The sequence below is a fragment of the Hornefia butyriciproducens genome (assembly GCF_009695915.1).
GTDB classification, from domain to species: Bacteria; Bacillota; Clostridia; order Peptostreptococcales; family Anaerovoracaceae; genus Aminicella; species Aminicella butyriciproducens.
This window is the reverse complement of sequence record NZ_VUMZ01000006.1, coordinates 145,788-169,041: the sequence shown is the minus strand read 5'-3', so window position 1 is coordinate 169,041 and position 23,254 is coordinate 145,788. Positions and strand designations below refer to the sequence as shown.

The following is a 23,254-nucleotide window of genomic DNA, read 5'->3' as shown; positions in this document are numbered from 1 at the left end:
AACTGAATCCGGTGGCAATAGCGAGGAGGTCACACCTGTTCCCATCCCGAACACAGAAGTTAAGCTCTTCAGCGCCGATGATACTTGGCGGGTGACTGCCCGGGAAAGTAGGACGCTGCCGGTTCAGTTTTTTTTCATCATATGGCCCCATGGTCAAGCGGTTAAGACACCGCCCTTTCACGGCGGTAACTCGAGTTCGATTCTCGATGGGGTCACCACACGGCAGGATCTTTCCCGGATCCTGTTTTTTTGTTTGGATATATGGTATACTATAACCCGACGGAGGAACTTTTTTATGGAAATTACACTGATCATAATGGCAGCAGGAATCGGATCCCGGTATAAAGGTGGAATCAAGCAGCTGGAGGCGATGGATGATCAGGGTAGAATCATTATCGATTATTCGGTCTATGATGCAGTTGAGGCAGGATTCAACCACATTATCTTTGTGATCCGCAGGGAGATTGAAGACGATTTCCGGTGCATTATCGGAAACAGGATTGAGCGTCTGTACTGTGAACGGGGCGTCCGGTTTGAATACGCCTTTCAGGAACTGGAAGACATTCCTCAGGGACACAGTGTCCCCGCTGGCCGTGTCAGACCCTGGGGAACCGGTCAGGCTGTTCTGTCCTGCCGGGAGCTTGTCAGCGGTCCCTTTGCGGTGATCAATGCGGACGATTATTACGGCAGGGATGCGTTTCAACTTCTGGCGCGTTACCTGACCGAAGACCCGAAGGAGGCGGAGGCCTGCCTGATCGGTTTTGTACTGAAAAACACCCTGAGCGAAAACGGAGGCGTGACCCGGGGCATGTGCGATGTAGACGGACGGGGAATGCTCCGGAGCATTCGGGAAACTTATAACATCCGCAGTACGGGCGGGATGATCGTCTCGGACAGCGGAATTCTGGATTCGGACGCCGTCGTTTCGATGAATATGTGGGGATTCGGTGCGGATTTTATGCGTGTACTGGGCAGGGAGTTTGCTTCGTTCCTTGGCAGCGGTGAGGAGCTTGCAGAGCAGGAGTTCCTCATTCCGAAAGTTGTCGGGAGCCTTCTGGAACAAAAGAAAATTCGCGTGCACGTCCGCCGGACGCGCGACAGGTGGTTCGGCATTACCTACAAGGAGGACCTTGAGCCGGTCAGGGACGAATTCACCAGACTTCGCTCGATGGGCGAATACCAAGAAAACTAAACGACGATAATATGATACTGTACGACCGCTTGTTTTGAAATTTCCGAGCTTTTCATACACGAAGAGGGGGGATAAGACGTACACTGCATAAAACACGCTGAAAACAGTTATATTTCCACTTGAAAAATCCTTTCCTGCACGCGTTGTTTGCTCTGTTTTTTCCTTGACACAATTCAATGATTTTGTTAGAATTTACATCGTGATCACTCGCGCGATTGGCGGAACTGGCAGACGCGCCAGATTTAGGTTCTGGTGGGAGACCGTGGGGGTTCAAGTCCCTCATCGCGCATTAGGAAAACCCTGTAGCCGTAACGGTTGCAGGGTATTTTGTTGCATTCGAAGACGCGCTAGATTATTTAATGGTTTCGGGAGGGTCTAGTGCGTCATAAAATTACGTTTAAGAAAGAAAATATTACCCCGGATTCAGCGGTAGAAGAGTTCCTCGAAAACAAACGGTTGATGGGACTGTCAAAAGCAACCCTGACAACTTACTGCGATCATTTGAATATGTTTCTCACCGCGGTTTCCTGTGATTCCATGGACGACATTACGCAGCAGAGCATCTCTCAGTTCGTCTCTTTTATGATGGATCGAAACGTGACCGGTCAGACAATCAATTCCTACCTCAGGACAATCCGCGTCTTTCTCAGATGGAGCGCAGGCAAGGAATATCTGGGTGAAATAAAAGTCACTATGGTTCGTTCCGACAGAAAATTAAAAGACACCTACACCGATGCCGAGCTGAGACTGCTTCTCGGTCATAAGCCGAAGAAAAAAGAGGGATTCCGCGTCTATCAGATTTGGGTACTCGAAAACTATCTATTGGCAACGGGAAATCGGATCGGTTCTGCGCTGGGTCTGCAGATTCAGGATATTGACCTCACAGAGGCCACAGTCAGGCTGAGACGGACGAAAGGACGCAGACAGCAGATAATCCCCCTTCAGGACAGTTTGGTTGCAATTCTGGCCGAATATCTTTCGGTTCGCGGTGGAAATGCGGAAGATTATGTTTTTTGTAATGTTTACGGCGGTCAGGGAGACCGGAGAACCTTTCAGGAAGCGGTTCACGATTACAATATCAGGCACGGGGTTGCTAAAACATCCTGTCATCTTTTCCGTCATACCTTCACGAAAAAATGTGTTCTTGCCGGAGTCAGTCTGCCGACCATCCAGCGGATGCTGGGCCATAAAGACATCACGACAACACAGAACTACATCAATCTGGTGGTATCGGATATGCAGATCGATATGAAAAACATCGATATTCTTAATAGTTTCCGTCACGATAAAATACAGCTCTGAGATTGGACGATTATGTATATTTTGAGGCTCATATGCTAGGAAATATGCTTAATGGTAGAGTTAAACTTCTGACAGTAAAACGTTAATGGTGACTTTAAAACGTTGAAATTCCAATGTGTTTTTTATGTGAAATAACTGCATACTGATTGTTTTTTTATATCGAAAGTTGTATAATGCATCTGCCAAAAGACAGATATTGATAAATCCGTTTCGGGCGGGATGCCGGCATGTACGGGTGACCGAAAAAGATTTGGCTTTAATCCGTTATTGAACTAATAAAAGAAGGAGAGATGATATGTCTATTAATCTTTCTACAACAGTGGTTCTCCATTTTGAGCCGCTGGAGGAAGGTTACTACCGGCTGACGATTCCTAAGGAAGTACTGAAAGCCGGCGAAACTGATACAGATGGAAACCTCGTCATGTATGCAGTTTTGAGTCCTGAGGATGATGAGAAAGGAGGAGCGTTTTGAAACTTCATGAGCTGAAACTATCTCCTAGTATGATCGGAGAAGTCCTTCAGTGCGTAAAGACCACAGACTGGCATGAATACGCTGAGGACGGCAGTAAAGGGAAAGTAATAGGAACAAAGTATTCCTGCTTATCCCGTGAACTGAATTACGATAAAGTGGTTCTTAAGTGCAAGGGACCTTGTACGGTTGATGTGGAGAACCGAATTGTACCGGTTACATATGAAGGGGCGACGATTAAGCCCTATTACGATAAGGCTGGCGAAATTCAGTTGTCAATCGTAGTGGAAAAGGTTGAACCGTACGAATAGGCTTGCCTACCGCAAGGCCGGGGGGCGGGGCGAATCCCCCGCTTCTGAGGCCAGGCGGGACATGCTGAAGTGAACGAGCTAGTATTACCTTTATGTTCACTTCTATTACAAACAAATGAAAGGAGGCCGCAAGGCCATAAGCATAAGTAACAGGCCGCAAGGCCATAGGCATAAGTACATAGGGAAAAGAACTGTTCTACAAAATAAAAGGACATAGAGATTATCGGAGGTAATTATGGAAAACACAAATCATCGGGAAATCATGGAAAACACAGAAAGAGATAAAGAAATCATGGAAAGCATCAGAGAAGCCATTAAGAGCCTCGGTGGACTGCAAGTTAGGGCGATGAGTGAGCCGCTCGAAAGAATGTACACCGGACGAAGAAAGAAGTGGATCGGCACATACAACAATCCGCCCATGGACTTCAACACATTCGTGGAGGAACTGCATCAACTCCCGCTGAAATACTGCGCAGCCTGCCACGAAAAAGCATCGCAAAATCACTACCACGTATATCTTGTGGCCAAGAGCACCATCGAGGCCCAAAGAATCCTGAGCCTGTTTCCCGGGATGCATCTGGAACCGAAGGGACATTCTACATCCAAGCAGGTGCGGGACTACATCTTCAAAGTGGGGAAACATTCCGGAAAATGCCAGACACTGAATACGGCCGAATGGGGAGAACTGCCAAACGAAAGTCAGGGAGAGCGCACAGACCTGAAAGCGGCCCTTCAGATGCTCAATGACGGGTATTCTCTGAAAGACGTGATCCTGAATATGCCGGGAACCATCCGCTACATGAATCAATTAAGGCAGGCCAAAACCATGCTACAGAAACCGGTACATGGGAAAAAAGAAGTCATTGTGTTAATCGGCCCCACACGATGCGGTAAGACCAGTTGGGTGTATGCTCACAACCCCGAGGAAGATCTGTATTGCGTGGATGATTGGGATCACCCGTTCGATGAGTACGAATCGGAGTCGACACTGCTTTTGGATGATTTCCGGGGGGAATTCAGTATCAGTTATCTTCTGCGGTTGCTCGACCGATACCCGGTCAAACTGCTGGCGAGATATGCAAACAAGCAGGCGGCCTACACGAAAGTGTTCATCACGAGCAACACCCCAATTGATCTGTGGTACCCTAAAATCGATCCAGAGACACGGAAAGCCCTGTATGCCCGATTCGATAGGGTTTACGAGTGGAAAGACGGGATAATGACGGACACCACGGAGAATTACAGATAAAAAGATACCCAAAATAGTGCAGATTTGTGCTATAATTGAACTACCGAAGACACGCGGGAAGTAACGCCTGTGGACACTGCGGTGGAGGAAGCAGGAACAGTGTCTTTAACGAAAGTGTTGAGAAAGAAAGGAAGGACGAATGAAATGTAATTATCCCCCGTGAAAACGGGTTTGAGTTTAAGAATGATGTAATTCTGTAGGGCAAAAACCCCAAATCCAAGGAAAGTGTTAGGAAAGGAGAAACCATGACCATAACAAAAAGACTAAGCATAGTGATTATCGCGATAGCCGTCACGATGGCATTCATGCCGATGATGAGCCAGAACCAGATTTACGCGGCAAGCAAGAAACCTGCGACCGTGAAGATAACGAAGGTGTCAGTCAAAGGAACAACCGTCACCGTGAAGTGGAAGAAAGCCAAGAGAGCGAAGAAATATCAGGTCAAGGCGGGAACAAAGATTGTCAAGACCACGAGCAAGACAAGTGCGGTATTCAAGGTTAAGAAATCCTGCACAGTGAAGGTACGCGGGGTAAACGGCAAGAAGAAGGGAAGTTATTCCAAGTCCAAGAAAGTGACGATTAAAACCCCATCCAAGCCAAAAAACCCGCAATCCAAGGAAGGGAAAGTGCATAGCGAAACGATAGCCATTGACAAAGATTTCAACTACGGTAGTCTGGTGGTCGGAGATACCTATATGCTGAAAACCAAGTTTGCTCCCGAACCGTACAAGGTCAAGGTGACGAGCATAGAAGATAGAGGCGGTGTATGCGGTACAGGAGTTGGGGGAACGACTGAACACGGCGGTAAGTTCTATTACTCATACGCTAATAAGAATGCTCATGGAAACACTTGCGAATACTATGATTTCTCCGACAGCGTGACGGATAACGATATGGCACTTGCGATGATTGGCGAAAGAGATGTTCCGTACTCCTGTGTGTCTATTGACGGTGCGGGTTTCCAGTGGGAACTGAAATCTAAGGCGGGAAGTGGAGTGACCTTCTACTGGACACTTGACGGAACCGAGCCGAAGATTGGACAGAAAGACCGCTACGGAACCACTGAATACTTCCATTACGACAACAAGCCTGTTGAAAATGTGAAATTGGCGGGAACCGTAACCGAAGGGAACACGGACATCATGGGGAAAGAAGCCAATGACAGAAAGGGAAAGCAGTTCTACTGGGTCAAGGGCTATCAGGGGAATAACCTTGTATACGAAAGTATTACTCATCTTGAATAAACGATTAGTGCTAACAAAATTCCATAAATTTCACCATTACACGGCTCTGCCACACGGCGGGGCTTTTTTCGTAGAAAGGAGTCTTTGATGATAACAAGAAAACGGTCAGTAATAGCGATTGTGTTGATTTTGCTGATGCTGATGATATGCACGGTCAGCGTACACGCGATGTATGCCCCCGCAAGCAGTTCAAGAGTGACTCGCCTAAAAAATGATTTATTTACGAAATATGCAAGCGGGCAAACAAGCACCCCCGTAAAGACCACCATCAAGGGTATGTATGCCGTCAAACCGATTGACCCTGCCTATCAGTACATGATTCAGCCGAGCCAGATAACCAAAAAAAGCAGTCGCATCGTGTCTGGAACAAAACTGAGCGACAATCACATGAATGAAATCGCAAACAAAGGAAAAAGGGATTATGGCAAATGGACAGACGCAAATTTCTGCTTCAACCTCGATGCCAACGGACATCCGAAAGTAGAATACACAGGCTACGAGATATACGATGCCCAGAAACACGCGTATGTGCAGTTGAAAATCATCGGTGAGGTTAAAAGTTATAGTTATGTGAAGGACAAGGACGAATATTATACCGAAGGAAAGAAGAAAAAGTACAAGCCGATTGTGACCTTCGGAAAAAACCTTCACGGACTGCCTCAGATTATGGCGGTCAACTGCGGGAACGTGAAAATCAAGTGGAGTTTCTACACCACGGACGGAAAGCCGTATAATGTTAGAATGTCCATGACATACAACGATATTGACTGTATGCAGGCACTCAGCATTGACAAGGCATCTTCCGCAGGAGTTTTTTTCCTTGGATTACAGGTTTTTTTGTTGGACTTTGATTTTGCGTGATTTACATCCCGATGAAGCGCGTTATAATAGGGGCAGTCTAGCGCGCCAAATTTCAACGTTTATAGCGTGTCTTTATGAAAAATCGTTACGCATGGCCTGATGTTTCTCCCCGTCTGATTTAGGTTCTGGTGGGAGACCGTGGGGGTTCAAGTCCCTCATCGCGCATTAGGAATACCCTGCAGCCGTAACGGTTGCAGGGTATTTTGTTGCGCCGCCCCGGTTACCCGAAGCGGTGCGTTGGTTATCTTTTTTAACCGAGCAGTTACTCTATATAATCTGAACGGTTATCGAGAACAGATGTTCGGTTATCCAAATGGAAAAATATGGAAAATTTATTCCAGACGAAGCACATTAGTCCATGAAAAATATTTGGTCGGAGCGATGGAAATCTCGGTTCCAGAGCTGTCGCCGGATTTGCCGTCGCGGTCGTCATGGGCGGCAACGGAAAGAACATTTCCGTATTTGTCTTTTTCTCCGGTATAGATCTCTACATGGCGGGATGGGTTGATCAGGATGTCTCCACGTTTCAGTTTACTGATGGATAGACGGCCCTTATCCTTCCATCCGGCCTTTTTCAGCGTATTATAAAGGGTAGTGCAACCGCCGCTGTGAGAGCAGTAGGCGTTCATGACGGAGGAGCCGCCATAGCCGTGAGCAACAGCTGCCGCCACAAAGGAAGCACAGTCGTAATCGCGGGAGGCTTTGCTGCCATGGCAGAAGTAGCAGAAGCGATCGACCTTGGAGTTGATATTCGTTCCCATGCTGTATCCGAATCGATTGTCCCGGGCGATTTTTTCTGCCCATACAACCATTCCTTCCAGTGTGCCGGTGACCTGAATTTTTACTTTGGCACAGGCGGCGGATTTACCGGATGCTGCCTTCGCCTTTGCAGTGATGGTTGTGGTACCGATACCTACTGCCTGGACCGCGCCGGAGGAGGAGACTGTGGCGACGGATTTTTTGGAAGAAGTCCACTTTATTGTCATATCACCTGCCTGACTGGCAGTTGCACTGAGCTGGATTGCCTTTCCCTGTTTGACAGTCTGCTGCTTCGTGGTTGACAGCGTCACCTTGGTCGGATACTGGGGGATTACCTGAACTTCAATAGAAGAAACTGCAGGCTTTGCACCTTTTTCCGACTTTGCGGTTGCAGTGATGGTGGCAGTTCCTTCTTTCTTCTTTGCCGTAACGGTACCGTCGGAGCTGACGGTGGCGATGGAAGTATTGGAGGATTTCCAGGTGAGGGAAGTGTCTCCCGCCTCGTCTGTCTGTGCGGTCAGGGAAATCTTATTTCCGGTGACCAGTGTCTGAGAGGACTGGAGGATGGAAACCCTAGTCGGGTATTTCGGAATCACACGTACAGAGATCGATTTCCGGAGTCCGTTGTGAGCGACTGCGGTGATGGTGGTGGTACCGGCTTTTTTTCCGGTAACGACGCCTTTCTTTATGGAGAGGATCTTATCGTTTCTGATTGACAGTTTAACTTTATGGTCAACTGATCCGTTGGCTTTAGCCACGATTTTCGCGGTTTCTCCGACTACAATTACAGTCGGTTTCTGGGTGAAGGTGATGACCGTAGCGTTTTTCTTTCCGGGACGCACGAAAACAGAAGACGCTTTTCCGGTCTTCTTTTTGTGATAGGCTCTGACCTTGATGCGGTAGCTCCGTTTCTTTAGCCTGAGCTTTGCGCTTGTTTTCGTTACGGTTTTAACTTTCTTGTATTTATCGAATTTTCCCTTTGCGACGTAGATCTTATACCGGGTGGCTGTTTTGGAGCCGGCGGATTTCCATTTCAGCCGGACGATGCGCCGGGTCTTTTTCTCCTTCTTGCTGAGTCCCTTTGTGGAAATCTCTGCGTTCAGGTTGATGACCCGAACATCCGCTTTTGAAGTTTTCTTCTTAGCGCTTTTTCCGGAAGCGGCGTATGCCGGATCCGCCAGTAGCGGGAAAAAGGCCAGTGCAACGACAAAAATGAGCGCAATAAACAGCGCCTTCGACAAAAAAGTTTTCGGTGAATTGTGATAAACCATATCGTACCTCAATCATTATATGATTCTGTTCAGCGTGCCGCCCTCGATATAACTTGCGAGGTTCGCCGCGCTTACATCAACGACTTTCTGCCGGGTTTCTCTGGGCATCCACGCAATGTGCGGCGTTACGATGCAGTTTGGCGCACCGATCAGCGGGTGAGGGCGGACCGGCGGTTCTGTTTCCAGAACGTCGATGCCTGCACCTGCCAGCTTGCCGCTACGGAGTGCCTCCAGAACGTCGTCCGTCTGAATCAGTCCGCCTCGGGCAGTGTTGATCAGAATGGCGCCGTCTTTCATTCCGGCAATGAAATCTCTGTTGATCAATCCATGATTTTCGGAGTTCAGCGGGCAGTGGAGTGTAAGAATATCCGATTTACGCGCGGCTTCAGGATCGCGGCTGTAAATGTTTACCGTCATACCGAATGCTTCCGCAATGCGGGCGACACGTCTGCCGATGTGTCCGTACCCGACAATGCCGAGGCTCTTTCCGTCCAGCAGCGAGATGGACTCGCGCATGTAACAGAAGTCCGGACTGTCGTACCAGTCTCCCTGAAGCACGGAACGGTGATAACTGCCGACATGGTTCGTAAGTTCCAGGATCAGAGCGAATGCGTGCTGTGCTACCGCCTCGGTAGAATAGGCCGGATTGTTGGTCACGGCGATGCCGTGTGCCTTCGCGGCCGCGATATCTACGTGGTCGTAGCCGGTTGCCGTCACGCCGATGTATCGGAGGCGTGGGAGGGCATCCATAATTTCCCCTGTAATGACGCACTGACTGACATAGATTCCATCCATGTCCCGGCTTCGCCGGATGATCTGCTCGTCGGAAGTTCTGTCGTAGCATACCAGATCGCATAACTTCGCCAGTGGATCCCAGCTGAGATCTCCCGGGTTGATGTTATAACCGTCCAGAATTGCTACCTTCATCTTATCTCCAGTGCCGAAAATTGGTTTACATAATTTTCGATGCAGTTGACAATAACTTATGTAACGATTATTATACCACAGATTGTCAAGAATGTGGTATAATATTTTTCAAAGTACTGAAAGTAATATTGGAGACTTGAAAGGCGTATCATCATGGAATTAATCATTGCGGCGTCAAAGAACGCGAACAAAATCCGCGAAATGAATGAAATTACAGCGAAACTGGGACTTCACATCATCTCACGGGATGAGGCCGGTCTCCCCGACGTGGAAATCGAGGAGGACGGCGCAACCTTTGAAGAAAATTCTTTTAAGAAGGCTAATGAGATCATGAAGCTGTCCGGACATATTGCGATTGCGGATGATTCAGGGCTGGAGGTGGAATATCTTCATGAGGCTCCCGGCGTGTACTCTGCCAGGTTCGCGGGAGAGGATGCCAGCGACGAGAAAAATAACGAAAAACTTCTGTCCCTGATGGAGGATCTTCCGTATCGGGACAGGCGCGCGCGCTTTGTTTCTGTAATCACAATGGTCTGGCCGGACGGGCGGAAGCTGGTGGCCAGGGGAGAATGTGAAGGTCATATTCTTACCGAACCAATCGGTGAGAACGGATTTGGCTATGACCCGCTCTTTGTGCCCGACGGATATCAGCGCACATTCGCGCAGCTGTCCGCTGAGGAGAAGAACAGAATCAGTCACAGGGCGAAAGCTCTGACCAGACTGGCAGAGATGCTGAAAGGAAATGAATGAGGCGAGATCAGGTTAAGGAACGCATCCGGCAGATGGTACTTCTGGGAATCAAGCAGTTCGGAGACCCCTATTATCAGGGATTTGCCGCGCAGATTGCTTTTTTTGTAATGCTGTCGCTGGTTCCGACGATTATCGTGATCACCCAGCTGCTCGGTTTTTTGAATATCAACAATCTGGACTTTCTGGAGGACTGGATCGATAAATACATAACCTCTGATATGGGGAACACGATTAAAGGGCTGCTGAGGAATCACTCTTCTGTCGGGAACAACATCGTTCTGACTGTGCTGGCGCTCTGGGCGGCCTCCAGAGCTCAGTTCGCGATGATGCGCATTGCAAATTACACATACAGCAGCAGCCGCACAACGGGGAATTTCTGGACGGAACGGCTCAGGTCGCTGAGGACCATGGTTCTCACCATCCTGACCTTTGCCTTTGTCATCGTCGTTCTCGTCTATGGCAAAAAAATCCTGTATATCTTTGTCGGAGGTGTTGTCGAGGAATACAAGATCACGATGCTGTGGACCCTGTTCCGGTGGCCGCTGATCGCTGTGCTGTATTTCCTGGTCATCATGCTGAACTATTATGTGATGCCTGTGGAGCGTCTGAGCCTGCGGGATCTGCTGCCGGGCTCCATATTCGGTTCGCTGGGACTGCTGATCGTGACGTTCTTCTATGTGGTATACACTCAGTACATCGTGAATTACAACATTATATATGGTTCCATGTCCTCTGTGGTCGCTCTCATGTTCTGGTTCTATTTCCTGGCGTGGGTGCTGGTGCTCGGGGTGCTGGTGAACAAAGTATTTCGTGATACGAGGAGGAAACGATAATGGCGGATTATGAGGATTACAAAGAAGAAATCGGAGATGTGCTCTACGACTACGGGCGCGGACTCTATGTGAATATCACCAACCGCTGTCCGTGCCGGTGCGAATTCTGCATACGGGATATGACGGATTCCCTTGGCAGCGCGGATTCTCTGTGGCTGAAGCGTGAGCCGACAGTGGAGGAGGTAATCGCGATGCTGAAGGAGTGGAATCTGAACGCCTATGAGGAACTCGTATTCTGCGGCTACGGCGAGCCTACGGAGCGTCTGGACGATCTGCTCGCAATTGCGAGTTATGTCAAGGAAAATACGGATCTGTCCGTCCGTATCAACACCAATGGGCTTTCGGATTTGATCAACGGAAAGGAGACCTGTCCGATGCTCGAAGGCATCATCGATTCCGTCTCAGTCAGTCTGAATCAGTCTGACGCGGAGAAGTATACAGAGCTCTGCCATCCTAAATTCGGTCCCGCGGCCTACGACGCCATGCTGAAGTTCACGAAGGATGTGCAAAGGTATGTTCCACATGTCGCAATGTCGGTCGTAGGCGTGATTCCGGTGGAGGATATTGAGAAATGCAGAGAGATCGCGGCCGGTCTCGGTGTGCCGTTCCGCGTTCGCTGATTCCGGAACACAAAGTATGTCATGCGCCGCGGAGCGCATTCAATTTACGGTTCTTTACTGCGGAACAGAAGAAAAGGAACCGCGGTTCCGCATAAAGGCGGAAAAGGGCAGAAAGAAAGAATATGGCAAGAGGGAAACGACAGAAAAAAAGAAAACGATACAGACTGAAACCCCGGTTCTTTGTGATTACGGCGACGCTTCTGCTGATATTGTTCCTGCTTTTGTTCAGGGTGATTACTCTGATGCTCCCATTGTTCGTCGATCCGGAGGAAGAGACAGCGCAGGCGCAGGCAGCAGATCACGGATGCACCTATCAGCAGGGGATCCGGATCATGATCGGCGCAAAGGGATACATTAATACCGGCCTCACCTACAGTGACCGGTATTACAGCGGCGGATACCCGCCTGAGCGCATCGGCGTCTGCACAGACGTGGTGTGGCGGGGACTGACAGGACTGGATGTGACCCTGAAGGAACTTGTGGATCAGGATATCGCTTCGAATTTTCAGGCGTATTCGCAGGTGATTGCGAGCGCGGATCCGTCCATCGATTTCCGGCTCGTACCGGTGCTGCGCGTCTACTTTGACCGGCACTGTGTGCGGCTTTCCGATGATCCGTTCAATCTGCTGGCGTGGCAGCCGGGCGATTTCGTGGTCTATGATGATCAGCATGTCGCGGTGGTCTCTGCTATGCGAAGCTTTTTGGGATATCCGTATATTATCCAGCACGGGAAGGACCCGGCAGGGGATGAAGATCGTCTTTTCAATGACAGCGGTCTGAAACTCACAGGGCATTACCGCTGGCCGAAAACAATTGTAATGGGGAGTAATTGAGATGAAGAGAGCATTGGTAATCATTAATCCGTGCGCGGGAACTAAACAGGCGAACCGGCATTTCGTTCAGATCACGGATATTCTCTGCAAGGCAGGGTATGAAACTGTGGTTGCGACGACGGCGGGCCGGGGAGACGGCACGGAGATCGCACGGACCAGAAGCAGAAAATTTGACCTGGTGGTATGTATCGGCGGCGACGGGACATTTAATGAGGTTGTGGCCGGAGTACTGGAGTCGGGCTCGAAGGTTCCTATCGGATATATTCCGGCAGGCAGTACGAACGATTTCGGAGCCAGTCTCGGGCTTTCCAGAAACATCATTCAGGCGACAAAGGATATCGTGATGGGAGTGCCGGTAACGCTGGATATCGGAAGCTTCAACGACCGGTATTTTTCCTATGTAGCTTCCTTCGGGGCCTTTACGGCCACCAGCTACAGCGTGCCTCAGGATCTGAAAAACACGCTGGGGCATCTGGCGTACATCCTGGAGGGAATCCGTGACATCCCATCCATCAAGCCGCTGAAACTGAGAGTCCGGAATGAGGTGGGGGTCTACGGCGGAGAGTACATTTTCGGCGCTGTATGCAATTCGACCTCAATGGGAGGAATCATCACTCTGGATAAAAAACTGGTGGACATGAATGATGGCCTGTTCGAGGTCCTGCTGATCCGTTCCCCCAAAAATATCTTTGAGCTCACGCAGATTACCATGGCGCTGACGCAGGGGAAATATAAGGAGTGTCCGATGATGTCGTTCTTCAGCTCAGGAAATCTGCATATTGAGGCGGATCCGGATATGCCCTGGACGCTGGACGGGGAATATCAGCCGGGGAGCGAGGAGATCAGCATCCGGAACAACAGGAGCGCGATCCGCATCATGGTCGGAAGGGACAACGCCGCGGCGCAGGACGTTCTGCGAACAGCGGGGAACAAAGGAAAACTGTGACGCCCTCCGGAACACAGCACTGGTTTCCGAAATATTGCTTATCGTAAATCGAAAGCAAGTTTCAGCAACGGTGTGAATGTATCAATATACCAAATATAACATATTAATGAATCAAGGGCCCGGAAATTATTAAGAAATCTTAATAATTTCCGGGCCTGTTTAATGCTTGAAATTCCAATAAAAATGGTGAAAGCATCTGTGAAAATTATGTGAAAATGAACATTATGCAGTTGACAGTGCCTTGTATATAGAATAGGATATTTTTTATTGGTACAGCTGCGACATGAACAGAAACAGAAGAAACCGGAAAGAAGCATAGAAGAAACATAAAGGAAAGGATTTGTGCTTATGTTTGCAGGGAATGACTGCAAAGGGGTGTTCAGGGAGCTGACTGTATATAACAGGGGAAATAAGACAGACGGAGAGAGGAACCGATGAGAGCCATGATAAAAAAGATTTCCGATGCCTCGAGCCGGAAGAAGCACAGAATCTATGCGGTCATCGCAGTGGAAATTCTGGCGCTTATCCTGGTTCTGATTACATCGACGGGCGTTTACGCCGCGAAGGATTACTGGACGGTGGAAGGCGGCGACAAGACCCTTGCGACACTGACATCCAAAGCGGAGGCGGAGAAGGCGATCCGTCTGATTCAGCAGAATTACACAAAAAAAGGCGCAAAGAACGTAAAGGTAAAACTGAATCCCACGCTCAGCGTGAAACAGAAGTTCTATGGAAAATTCGACAGGAAACCGAAGGTTTCCTCAGCTGAGGAGACCGCTGCCGCAGTGACCGTGAAGAAGGACGGGAAGAGCCCCGTCGTGGACGTTATCACGAAACAGACGGTCGCAAAGAAATATAAGCTGGATTATAAGACTGTATATAAAGAATCCAGTGAAGCGGCACTGAATACCACCGCAGTGAAATCCGAAGGAAAGAGTGGCGTGAAGACACAGACGGTGACATCCACGTCTCTGAACGGTGATGAGGTGGATTCTGAAGTTCTCAGCAGTAAAACATTGGAAGAGGCGGTCGATAAGGTGGTCCTCCGGGGAACCGGAACCCGAGAGGCCGCGAAAGGCGAGACCACGACCAGTCTGGGCACACAGTACAGCCGTGAGAGCGGCGAGGCGCTGGTGAAATATGCAAGGCAGTTTCTGGGAAATCCCTATGTGTACGGTGGTTCCAGTCTCACAAAAGGCTGTGACTGCTCCGGATTCGTAATGGCGCTGTACGCTCATTACGGAATTCAGCTCCCTCACGATGCCGGTGCGGACCGGGCGTACGGAAGAGGCGTCTCGCTTGCAGAGGCGCAGCCGGGCGATTTGATCTGCTTCTACGGACATATCGGAATCTATATCGGAAACAATCAGATCATCCATGCGATGAATGAACAGAACGGAATCACGATCTCTACGATCGGATATAACGGAAAAAGAGTGCTGACTGTCCGGCGGATATTCGGATAGCGCGGCAGACAGACTGCCGCGCTATGCAGACGGTCGGATCGTTATCCGATCTGGCGAATCAGGTTGACCATCTCGATGGCACCGAGGGCACAGTCATAGCCTTTGTTGCCGGCCTTGGAACCGGCCCTTTCCAGAGCCTGCTCGATGCTGTCTGTGGTCAGGACGCCGAACATCACCGGAACGCCGGTTTCCAGACCGATGGCCGCGATGCCTTTGGAAACCTCTGCGCATACATAGTCGTAATGGGAGGTTGCGCCGCGGATTACGGCGCCAAGGCAGATTACCGCGTCATAACGGCCCGAGAGGGCCATTTTTTTTGCGGTCAGCGGAATTTCGAACGCGCCGGGGCACCAGGCGACGTCGATATTCTCTTCGGGAATTTCATGACGTTTAAGACCGTCCATCGCGCCGCTCAGGAGTTTGGAGACTACGAGCTCGTTGAAACGGGCGCAGACGACACCCACGTGTATGTCTTTGTTTACTAATTTTCCTTCATAAATCATTGTTAAATCCTCCGTTTCTTTTAATGTTTTCATCTGACGTTCTTGTCTGATATTTATGTCTGAGGTTTATATCCCTCAGGTCGATGTCCCGGACTTTTCGACATCTGTCTCCGCCTCCGCTCAGAAAGTTTTACGGATCGGTGCGGAGCCGTGTCTGTTCTGTGATCCGGTGAGACGGCCGGCAGATGCCGCGGTCCGGGGCTTCAGTAGTCGAGAATATGTCCCATTCGGTTCTGCTTTGTTCTGAGATAGAAAAGATCATGGGAGTTTGCCTTCATCTGGATGGGAACCCGCTCGATGATTTCCATGCCGTATTCACTGAGTTCGTAGACCTTCTGCGGGTTGTTCGTCAGAAGTCGCATTGTGCAGACGCCGAGTTCCCTCAGAATCTGTGCGCCGATGTAGTACTCCCGCAGATCCGGCGGAAACCCCAGCGCCACGTTTGCCTCAAGCGTGTCCATTCCCCGATCCTGAAGCTCATAGGCCTTCAGCTTGTTGATCAGACCGATGCCGCGTCCCTCCTGTCGCATATACAAAAGAATCCCGCGGCCTTCCTTTTCGATGGCGGTCAGGGCCGCGGCCAGCTGCTGTCCGCAGTCGCACCGGCTGGAACCGAAGGCGTCTCCGGTAAGGCATTCAGAGTGGACGCGGCAGAGAATGTTCTCACCGTCGCCGATTTCACCTTTGACCAAAGCAACATGATGTTCGCCGTTCAGTCTGTTGATGAAACCGATGGCGCGAAAATCTCCGTACCGGGTGGGAAGGGATGTGTTGGCAACCTCTTCAACAAGAATGTCATGCTTCTTCCGATAGTCCTGCAGTGCCCTGATGGAGATGAATTTTATGCCATATTTCGCCGCCAGCTTTTTCAGCTTCGGCGTGCGCATCATAGTTCCGTCTTCATCCATAATCTCACAGCAGATTCCCACGGGTTCCAGGCCGGCCAGACGCATCAGATCAATGGTTGCTTCAGTGTGCCCGTTGCGCTCCAGTACGCCGCCGGGTCTGGCCAGGAGCGGGAAATTGTGCCCGGGGCGGCGGAAGTCAGAAGCCTTGCTCCCGGGATCCGCAACCTTACGGGTGGTGAATCCGCGTTCCTCAGCGGATATTCCGGTGGTGGTATCGGCGTGGTCGATGGAGATGGTGAAGGCCGTCTCATGATTATCAGTATTGTCGGTGACCATCTGGGTCAGATTCAGGCGTCGGGTGACTTCTTCACCGACCGGCATGCAGATCAGGCCTTTGCCGTGGACAGCCATGAAATTGATGTTTTCTGTGGTGGCGTACTGACCGGCGCAGATGAAGTCGCCTTCGTTCTCCCGATCCGGATCGTCGGTGCAGAGAATCAGTCTGCCGCGGCGCAGATCTTCAATGGCTTCTTCGATGGTACTGAATTGAAATTCGTTTCCGTTTTCTTTTTTGTTCATCACAGATTCCCCTTTCTGAATAACTGTTCTGTGTATTTGGCGATGATGTCGGTCTCGAGATTTACCACACTGCCGCTCTGACGGTCGGAGAGTGCGGTGACGGACAGAGTGTGCGGAATAACAGAAACCTGAAATTCCGCTTTTCCCGGCGTGTGATCCACATTTGCCACCGTCAGACTGATGCCGTCGATGGCGATAGAGCCTTTTTGCACGATATAGCGGATCAGCTCGTCCGCTGCGGTGATGGTAAACCAGACGGCGTTGCCGTCACGGGTGCGTTTTGTGATCGTCCCTGTACCGTCGATATGGCCGGTTACGATGTGACCGCCGAACCGTCCGTCCGCCGGCATGGCCCGCTCCAGATTCACACGGACGCCGGGGCGGAGAGCCGCCAGCGAGGATCGGGAGAAGGTTTCCGGCATTACATCGGCGGTGAAGGTTCCGCTTCCCAGTTCTGTTACAGTCAGACAGACTCCGTTTACGGCGATGCTGTCGCCGATGCGGGTTGGCGCGCCCCCAGAGGGATCGCTGCTCATGGAGCCGCTTTTTCCCAGTACCCGGCGGCAGGCGATAGTAATTCTGGCTTCAGTTCCGCCGCGGCGTATGGCCCGTACTGTACCGACTTCTTCTATGATTCCTGTGAACAAAGTTCCACCTCGCTTTCTATCAGATAGTCCTCGCCGATCCGGGTTATCCGGCTGTCTGTCAGCATGAAGGCATGCTCCGGTGAATCTACTCCGGCACCGCCCACCGGCCCCTTGGCTTTCGCACCGCCGAAAATTTTCGGCGCGATGTAGGTCTGTACCCGGTTCACGATTCCTGAGTTCAGTGCAGACCAGTTCAGTTCGCTGCCTCCCTCCAGCAGGATGCTGTCGATCTGCATCGTTCCGACTGCCTGGACGAGCGCGTTGAGATCAATGTGTCCGTCCGCTCCGCGGGGGAGCGTCAGGAATTTTACGCCAAGCTCCTCGTAGGGTTTTGTTCGCAGGGGAGAGTCCTCTGCGGTGGCGATGACGGTTCGGGGCTGACGCAGAGACGGACCGGTTTCTGCAGCTGTCTGTACCAGTCTTGAACTGAGAGGAGTGTTCAGCTCCGTGTCGCAGATGATGCGCACCGGAGAAAGTCCCTGGCTGTCGCGGCAGGTCAGTTCCGGATCGTCTGCCAGGACGGTGCCGAGGCCGGCCATGATGGCCATGTTCCGACCCCTGCTGTGATGGACATGTGCCCGCGCAGCCTCGCCGGTGATCCATCTGGAACTGCCGCCTGCGGTTGCGATCCGTCCGTCCCGGGTCATGGCGTATTTCGCGGTAACAAAGGGAAGGCCGGTGCGGATATAGTGGAAGAATACCGGATTCAGCGCGTCACATTCCTTTTGGAGGCAATGTTCTGTTACGGAAATTCCGGCTTCCCGAAGGCGGGCGATTCCGCGCCCGGAAACCAGCGGGTTTGGATCTCCGGAGCCGATGACGACGCGGGAAATCCGGCGTTCGATGACGGCCTCAGTGCAGGGAGGCGTTTTCCCCTGATGGCAGCAGGGCTCCAGCGTGACATAAAGTGTGGCCCCGGCTGGGTCTTCCGTACAGGAGGCGAGGGCGTTTCTCTCTGCGTGGGGCTCGCCGAACCTCCTGTGCCAGCCTTGTCCGATGATGCGCCCGTTCTTGACAATTACAGCGCCGACCTGGGGATTGGGGTTCACAAAGCCTGCGCCCCGGCGGGCGAGCCGTATCGCCTGCTCCATATATGTTTTGTCCTGTTCGCTCTGGTTAATCAGATCCATTATGTTCATCATCTCCTGTCTGGTTCGGGTCTGTCTGATTTTGTCTGATTGCCTGACTGTCAGCTCCTTTTCAGCTGTGCCGAAGCGTATGATTCAGTGTCTGTTCATGATCAGCGTCGGAATCAGCGACGGACTTAATGATGACGGCAGTTCGTCATCAGTGCCGCGGCGCACGATCCGATATCCGGGCACGTATTAAAAAAAGAAGCCTCTTGAGGCTTCGGGGGAGTCGGATGCCGGAGATGACGGCTCATCAAATAAAAACCCGGAATCAATGATTCCGGGACATGTTTCAGCAACAAAAGAACTCTGCTGTCGATCTTCTCTCATCCAGACTATACTGTCGGCTCCGGAATCTCACCGGATCATGCCTGTCGGCTCGCGGGCTGTACCGCCGGTAGGGAATCTCACCCTGCCCCGAAGATTTCAATTGACATCATTGTATACCGAAAGGAAGCGTCTGTCAAGGGAGTAAGGGAGTTGTATGAAATTTATAGAAATGGTAAATAATGGTTGACGATGTATGGGGAAATTGTTATTCTCATGGTACAGAAGGGAGCCGGATATGGATATCATTCATGTAGGATTATGTATCGCCGATCGGGATTTCGCTATGGCGCTGGCGCGTGGGATTTCCAGAGAGTCGCGGTGCATTCAGTTTCATATGGAAAACGGGAGAACCTGTGAGCTGATTCTGGTGGATGAGGGGGCAGATGGGGGTTCCTCCGCTGTTCAGCTGACCGATATTCGCTGCAGGAGTGATCCGGAACGCGGGATTTTATATCGCTATGAAGCCTGCTCATCGCTGGCGAGACAGATTGTGTACCAGTATTACCGAATCACGGGACGGCCGTTTGAACCCATGGAGTGCAGAAGGAGCCGCCTTGTAGCCTTTGCCGCAGTCAGCGGAGGAACGGGAGTAACAGCGTGCGCCGTTGCAGTTGCCAGGATGATGAAAATTCTCTACGGAAAGCGCTGTATTTATCTGAATCTGCAGACAGTGAACGATTCCGTGCGGTATTTCCGTCAGGAAGGCGGTACGGCGGTCAGACGACTGATTTATGAATTGAACCGGAGCGGGGAGAGGAAGGAGCAGATTCTTCTGTGGATGGAATCTGTCATTGCGGGAGACGGGGATCCGGATTATCTGAATACTTCGGCGTTTAACGAGATTGCAGAGGATATTGATGAGAAACTTCTGGATCGGCTGATTCTGGCGCTGGATCAGATGGGGCGGTACGATTATATCTTGCTGGATCTCGGAAATGATTTCCGGAGACGTGATCTCCATGCGTTAAAACGCTGTGACTGCGGAGTACTTCTGCGACAGAGGGAGCCGTCCCAGGAGACGGTGTTTACAAAGGCGATGCTGCATCGTGTTATGGAGACCGCACCGGCTCTGATTCAGGTTCTGTGCGGACCGAGATCTGGCGAAGAGCGCGGGGAAAAGGTATGCAGCATTTGCTGTGACAGGACTTCTTTTATCCGGATGAACGGTCAGATCAGAATCAATCTGCGTCGGAATTACGGAAGGGATATAGCGGTTCTGACAAAGAAAATTGCGGGGATTTGCAGTGAATATGGACAGATACGAGACCAGGAGGAGACTCTGCGATGAGGTGAGGCGCAGAGCGGAGGAAAATGCGGGCGAACAGGAACTGCAGGATATCATTGAATCCGTTGTGCTGGAGAGGAAGGACGGATTTCCGCTGAAAGAATGCGGAGAACTGATCCGTTGGCTGAATTCCAGATTCGTGTACCGTCTGGGCGTGATCCAGCCGTATATTGAGAATGAGGAAATCAATGAGGTGATGGTGAACGGAATCGACAGGATTTTTCTGGAAGATCGGCGGGGCATTTACAGAGCGCCTGAATCCTTTGAATCCGAGGAAGAACTGGAGGAAGTGATCCGGTTCATTGCGGCCAGTGTGCATCGGGAGATTACAGAAATGAATCCGGTTCTGGACGCGAGGCTCAGCGACGGTTCACGGGTAAATGCAGTTCTTTCCAATGTAGCGCTGGACGGACCGGTACTGACGATACGTAAATTTTCCCGGGAACACATTTCCATGCGGCAGATGGTGTCAGGCGGAATGCTGACAGAGGAATGCGCAGAGGATCTGCGTACTCTGGTACGCTGCGGATATAATGTGTTCGTCAGCGGAGGAACCTCTTCTGGAAAGACGACTTTTCTCAATGCACTGGCGGACGCTATCCCGAAGGAGGAAAGGGTGATCATTATTGAAGATTCCCGGGAACTGAATTTGGAACAGATTCCCAACCTTGTGCAGATGGAGTGCCGGAACGCGAATTCGGTCGGCAAGGGGAAAATCACAATGGAAATGCTGATACGGACCAGTCTCAGAATGCGGCCCGACAGGATCATCGTGGGCGAAGTGCGGGGCGCAGAGGTGGCGGATATGCTTCAGGCCATGAACACCGGCCATTCCGGAAGCATGTCCACCGGGCACGGTAATTCCGTTTCCGGGATGCTGCGCAGGCTGGAGGCGATGTATCTGATGTCAGCGAATATTCCGATGGATGCGATTCGTGCGCAGATTGTAGAAGGGATTGATATCATGGTTCATCTCGTACGGAACGCCTCAGGAGCGCGTCAGGTGATGGAGATTTCCGAGCTTATCGGTTTTGAAGGCGGAGAATATGTATTGAATCCGCTATATGTGAGGGAGGACGCCGGAGGACTGCGCCGGACTTCCGAAGAACTGCGAAACCGGCACAGACTGGCGCTGGGAGGAAAGGAAAATGCGTTATGACAGGTTTGAACTGACGGTACGGGAGAAGGTGGGTTTCTGTATGGGACTGCTGTTATGTGCGGCTGCCGTCAGCGTGATATTCTACAACACACTGCTTCCGGTTCCGGTTGCCGCACTTCTGTACAAACCGGGAAAGAGAATGATGGAGCAGGTTTCGTGTGATAGGCGCAGGCGGGATCTGCGGATCGAATTCTGCGATTTTCTCCATTCAGTTTCCGCATCTCTCGCTACAGGGTGCCATATGCGGGATGCGATGGAAAATGCCCGACAGGAGCTCTCCGGAATCTATGGGCCGCAGGATCTGATCATGAAGGAACTGAATTGGATGCTCCGGGAACTGGATCGGCAGGGAGCCGCAGAACCGCAGGTGATTCTGGAACTGGCTGAACGGACGGGAATTGAAGAGATTCATGAGTTCGCACAGGCGTTCCTGATCTGCCGGGAAAGCGGAGGCGATCTGGTCGGGGCAATGACGGAAACCGCACGGATCATTACGGAGAAGACAAATATAGAAGGTGAGATCAGGCGCATGAGCAGTCAGAAGCGGCTTGAGGGGCAGATTATCACGGCGATGCCCGTTCTTGTGATCCTGTTTCTGCGTTTCTCTTCGCCGGAATATATTGCAGTGATGTACGAAACCTGGGCGGGCCGGGTTCTGATGAGTCTTGCGCTTGCGGTCAGCGCGGGAGCCTTCTGCCTGATAGAAAGGATGACGAAAATTGAAGTATAAAGGATGGAGAATTCCGCTGAAGGAATTGCGGGAGCTGGTCAGAATGTCGGAAAACAGACGGAAGATTGCCCTGATTTTTCTTTTTTCAGCCGCAGTTTCAGGGCTTCTGTGGATTCGGGGAACAGGAGGAGGGAACCGGTTTATCGTAAACGAGCGGGGACGGCTGGTGGGAATCCTGCGGGAGGATGACGGAAGGGAAAGCACATTCCCGCTGACGGTCGAAATCCGTTCCGGGGAGGCAAGTCTGCGGAAAGAACTTTTAGTCACACTGCGAGGGGAAAAGGCAGAGCGAATTCCCGGCAGAAGTAAAAAGGAGAAGGACTCTGTGGCGGAACTTGAACGTTCTGTTTCCGAAGTCCAGGCAAAACTTCAGGAGCGCAGAGGCAGGAAAATCATGCTTCCGACAAAAACAGAAGAAGGGGCAGTTCTGCGATGGGAACGTGTTCCGAACCGCTCCCCGCTGAAGGTCATGGTATTGCCTTTTTTCTATCTTCTGTTTTTATACGCGGGACGTAATGAAAAGGAGAAAAAAGCGGCAGAGAGACGCCGCAGCAGCATACTTCGGTCGATGCCATCATTCTGTGACCAGCTCCTGCTGATGATGAACTGCGGGCTCATTTTTCGGGATGCGTTCGCAAGAATCGCAGAAGGATATCAGAAGCACGGTGTGAAGGACGATTATTTCAGAGGTATGATCGTAGAGCTGGAGCATTCTGCCCGAAGTGGGAAACGGAATCTTGTTCCGCTTCTGGAAGAACAGGCGAGGGCTATCGGGAACCGTTCCTTTTCCAGACTGGTGAATCTGATTTCAGACAATCAGCGAAAAGGAACGAATATGACCGGAAAACTCAGAGAGGACGCTGCGACTCTCTGGGAGGAACGGAAGCAGGCTGCGGCGGAACGCGGAAAGCTGGCGGAAACAAAGTTATCGCTGCCGCTGGCAATGCTGCTGATGGTACTGATTGTAATTACTGCGGCTCCGGCGATGCTGCAGGTGAAAGGAGTATGAA

Annotated in this window: 23 protein-coding genes, 2 tRNA genes, 1 rRNA gene and 1 riboswitch; of the genes, 20 read left to right on the top strand and 6 right to left on the bottom strand. The window is 51.0% G+C overall.

The features are described from left to right. Positions 1 to 7: 7 nt before the first annotated feature. From rrf to FYJ64_RS07750, 10 genes are all read left to right on the top strand, one after another. Positions 8 to 124 (top strand): 5S ribosomal RNA (gene rrf / locus FYJ64_RS07795). Between the two features lie 19 nt (positions 125 to 143). Beyond that, a tRNA-Glu gene (locus tag FYJ64_RS07790) sits at positions 144 to 218 on the top strand. Between the two features lie 77 nt (positions 219 to 295). Beyond that, the gene (locus tag FYJ64_RS07785; RefSeq protein WP_154574610.1) at positions 296 to 1,192 is read left to right on the top strand and encodes a glycosyltransferase family protein; all 897 of its coding nucleotides are present in this window, start codon (positions 296 to 298) and stop codon (positions 1,190 to 1,192) included. A gap of 209 nt (positions 1,193 to 1,401) precedes the next feature. Further along, positions 1,402 to 1,481: transfer RNA gene (locus tag FYJ64_RS07780), tRNA-Leu, on the top strand. An 89-nt stretch (positions 1,482 to 1,570) separates the two neighbouring features. Continuing rightward, positions 1,571 to 2,494 (top strand): tyrosine-type recombinase/integrase, encoded by a 924-nt coding sequence (locus tag FYJ64_RS07775; RefSeq protein ID WP_154574609.1) that lies wholly within the window; start codon positions 1,571 to 1,573, stop codon positions 2,492 to 2,494. 295 nt (positions 2,495 to 2,789) lie between these two features. Further along, positions 2,790 to 2,966, top strand: coding sequence for a hypothetical protein (locus FYJ64_RS07770; protein ID WP_154574608.1), 177 nt, complete (start codon positions 2,790 to 2,792; stop codon positions 2,964 to 2,966). 29 nt (positions 2,967 to 2,995) lie between these two features. Beyond that, positions 2,996 to 3,274, top strand: a complete 279-nt coding sequence (locus tag FYJ64_RS07765) for a hypothetical protein (RefSeq protein WP_154574607.1) — start codon at positions 2,996 to 2,998, stop codon at positions 3,272 to 3,274. A gap of 235 nt (positions 3,275 to 3,509) precedes the next feature. Continuing rightward, a complete protein-coding gene (locus FYJ64_RS07760; RefSeq protein WP_154574606.1) occupies positions 3,510 to 4,523 on the top strand; it encodes a P-loop NTPase family protein in 1,014 nt (337 codons plus the stop codon). 245 nt (positions 4,524 to 4,768) lie between these two features. Further along, entirely contained in the window at positions 4,769 to 5,767 is a 999-nt protein-coding gene (locus tag FYJ64_RS07755; protein ID WP_154574605.1) for a hypothetical protein, read from the top strand. Between the two features lie 357 nt (positions 5,768 to 6,124). Then, the gene (locus FYJ64_RS07750) at positions 6,125 to 6,628 is read left to right on the top strand and encodes a hypothetical protein (RefSeq protein WP_154574604.1); all 504 of its coding nucleotides are present in this window, start codon (positions 6,125 to 6,127) and stop codon (positions 6,626 to 6,628) included. Between the two features lie 332 nt (positions 6,629 to 6,960). On the opposite strand, the gene FYJ64_RS07745 is transcribed toward FYJ64_RS07750, so the two are convergent. Both FYJ64_RS07745 and FYJ64_RS07740 read right to left on the bottom strand, forming a co-directional pair. Next, positions 6,961 to 8,658: an Ig-like domain-containing protein gene (locus tag FYJ64_RS07745; RefSeq protein ID WP_154574603.1), complete on the bottom strand. Its 1,698-nt coding sequence runs from the start codon at positions 8,656 to 8,658 to the stop codon at positions 6,961 to 6,963. Between the two features lie 15 nt (positions 8,659 to 8,673). Further along, complete coding sequence (locus FYJ64_RS07740) at positions 8,674 to 9,585, bottom strand: D-2-hydroxyacid dehydrogenase (protein WP_154574602.1); 912 nt, start codon at positions 9,583 to 9,585, stop codon at positions 8,674 to 8,676. A 153-nt stretch (positions 9,586 to 9,738) separates the two neighbouring features. On the opposite strand from FYJ64_RS07740, the gene FYJ64_RS07735 reads away from it, so the two are divergent. The 6 genes from FYJ64_RS07735 (at position 9,739) to FYJ64_RS11560 (ending at position 15,033) form a co-directional block, all read left to right on the top strand. Then, on the top strand, positions 9,739 to 10,335 hold the full coding sequence (locus tag FYJ64_RS07735; RefSeq protein WP_154574601.1) for an XTP/dITP diphosphatase: 597 nt from the start codon (positions 9,739 to 9,741) through the stop codon (positions 10,333 to 10,335). Further along, positions 10,332 to 11,168 carry a YihY/virulence factor BrkB family protein gene (locus tag FYJ64_RS07730; RefSeq protein WP_154574600.1) on the top strand — a complete coding sequence of 279 codons (837 nt, stop codon included), beginning with the start codon at positions 10,332 to 10,334 and terminating at the stop codon, positions 11,166 to 11,168. The genes FYJ64_RS07735 and FYJ64_RS07730 overlap by 4 nt, the downstream gene beginning before the upstream one ends. Further along, on the top strand, positions 11,168 to 11,788 hold the full coding sequence (locus tag FYJ64_RS07725) for a TIGR04100 family radical SAM protein (protein WP_154574599.1): 621 nt from the start codon (positions 11,168 to 11,170) through the stop codon (positions 11,786 to 11,788). The genes FYJ64_RS07730 and FYJ64_RS07725 overlap by 1 nt, the downstream gene beginning before the upstream one ends. 122 nt (positions 11,789 to 11,910) lie before the next feature. Then, on the top strand, positions 11,911 to 12,621 hold the full coding sequence (locus FYJ64_RS07720) for a DUF1287 domain-containing protein (RefSeq protein ID WP_154574598.1): 711 nt from the start codon (positions 11,911 to 11,913) through the stop codon (positions 12,619 to 12,621). A gap of 1 nt (position 12,622) precedes the next feature. After that, entirely contained in the window at positions 12,623 to 13,567 is a 945-nt protein-coding gene (locus FYJ64_RS07715; protein WP_154574597.1) for a diacylglycerol/lipid kinase family protein, read from the top strand. 443 nt (positions 13,568 to 14,010) lie between these two features. Beyond that, the gene (locus tag FYJ64_RS11560; RefSeq protein ID WP_235897149.1) at positions 14,011 to 15,033 is read left to right on the top strand and encodes a C40 family peptidase; all 1,023 of its coding nucleotides are present in this window, start codon (positions 14,011 to 14,013) and stop codon (positions 15,031 to 15,033) included. 41 nt (positions 15,034 to 15,074) lie between these two features. Here FYJ64_RS11560 and ribH read toward each other — a convergent pair whose 3' ends face one another. From ribH to ribD, 4 genes are all read right to left on the bottom strand, one after another. After that, positions 15,075 to 15,536 carry a 6,7-dimethyl-8-ribityllumazine synthase gene (ribH, locus tag FYJ64_RS07705; RefSeq protein ID WP_154574596.1) on the bottom strand — a complete coding sequence of 154 codons (462 nt, stop codon included), beginning with the start codon at positions 15,534 to 15,536 and terminating at the stop codon, positions 15,075 to 15,077. 203 nt (positions 15,537 to 15,739) lie between these two features. Continuing rightward, on the bottom strand, positions 15,740 to 16,963 hold the full coding sequence (locus tag FYJ64_RS07700) for a bifunctional 3,4-dihydroxy-2-butanone-4-phosphate synthase/GTP cyclohydrolase II (RefSeq protein ID WP_154574595.1): 1,224 nt from the start codon (positions 16,961 to 16,963) through the stop codon (positions 15,740 to 15,742). Continuing rightward, on the bottom strand, positions 16,963 to 17,610 hold the full coding sequence (locus FYJ64_RS07695) for a riboflavin synthase (protein ID WP_154574594.1): 648 nt from the start codon (positions 17,608 to 17,610) through the stop codon (positions 16,963 to 16,965). Before FYJ64_RS07695 ends, FYJ64_RS07700 begins: the two co-directional genes overlap by 1 nt. Beyond that, positions 17,592 to 18,752 carry a bifunctional diaminohydroxyphosphoribosylaminopyrimidine deaminase/5-amino-6-(5-phosphoribosylamino)uracil reductase RibD gene (gene ribD / locus FYJ64_RS07690; protein ID WP_235897148.1) on the bottom strand — a complete coding sequence of 387 codons (1,161 nt, stop codon included), beginning with the start codon at positions 18,750 to 18,752 and terminating at the stop codon, positions 17,592 to 17,594. Before ribD ends, FYJ64_RS07695 begins: the two co-directional genes overlap by 19 nt. A 302-nt stretch (positions 18,753 to 19,054) precedes the next feature. Beyond that, a riboswitch (FMN riboswitch) is annotated at positions 19,055 to 19,169 on the bottom strand. 94 nt (positions 19,170 to 19,263) lie between these two features. Here ribD and FYJ64_RS07685 point away from each other — a divergent pair. Genes FYJ64_RS07685 through FYJ64_RS07670 form a run of 4 tightly spaced genes read left to right on the top strand, consistent with a single transcriptional unit; the run spans position 19,264 to position 23,253 of the window. Further along, the gene (locus tag FYJ64_RS07685; protein ID WP_154574593.1) at positions 19,264 to 20,358 is read left to right on the top strand and encodes a P-loop NTPase family protein; all 1,095 of its coding nucleotides are present in this window, start codon (positions 19,264 to 19,266) and stop codon (positions 20,356 to 20,358) included. Beyond that, positions 20,321 to 21,514, top strand: coding sequence for a CpaF family protein (locus tag FYJ64_RS07680; RefSeq protein ID WP_154574592.1), 1,194 nt, complete (start codon positions 20,321 to 20,323; stop codon positions 21,512 to 21,514). Before FYJ64_RS07685 ends, FYJ64_RS07680 begins: the two co-directional genes overlap by 38 nt. Next, positions 21,504 to 22,244, top strand: coding sequence for a type II secretion system F family protein (locus FYJ64_RS07675; RefSeq protein WP_154574591.1), 741 nt, complete (start codon positions 21,504 to 21,506; stop codon positions 22,242 to 22,244). The genes FYJ64_RS07680 and FYJ64_RS07675 overlap by 11 nt, the downstream gene beginning before the upstream one ends. Next, positions 22,234 to 23,253, top strand: coding sequence for a type II secretion system F family protein (locus FYJ64_RS07670; protein WP_154574590.1), 1,020 nt, complete (start codon positions 22,234 to 22,236; stop codon positions 23,251 to 23,253). The genes FYJ64_RS07675 and FYJ64_RS07670 overlap by 11 nt, the downstream gene beginning before the upstream one ends. Position 23,254 lies beyond the last annotated feature (1 nt).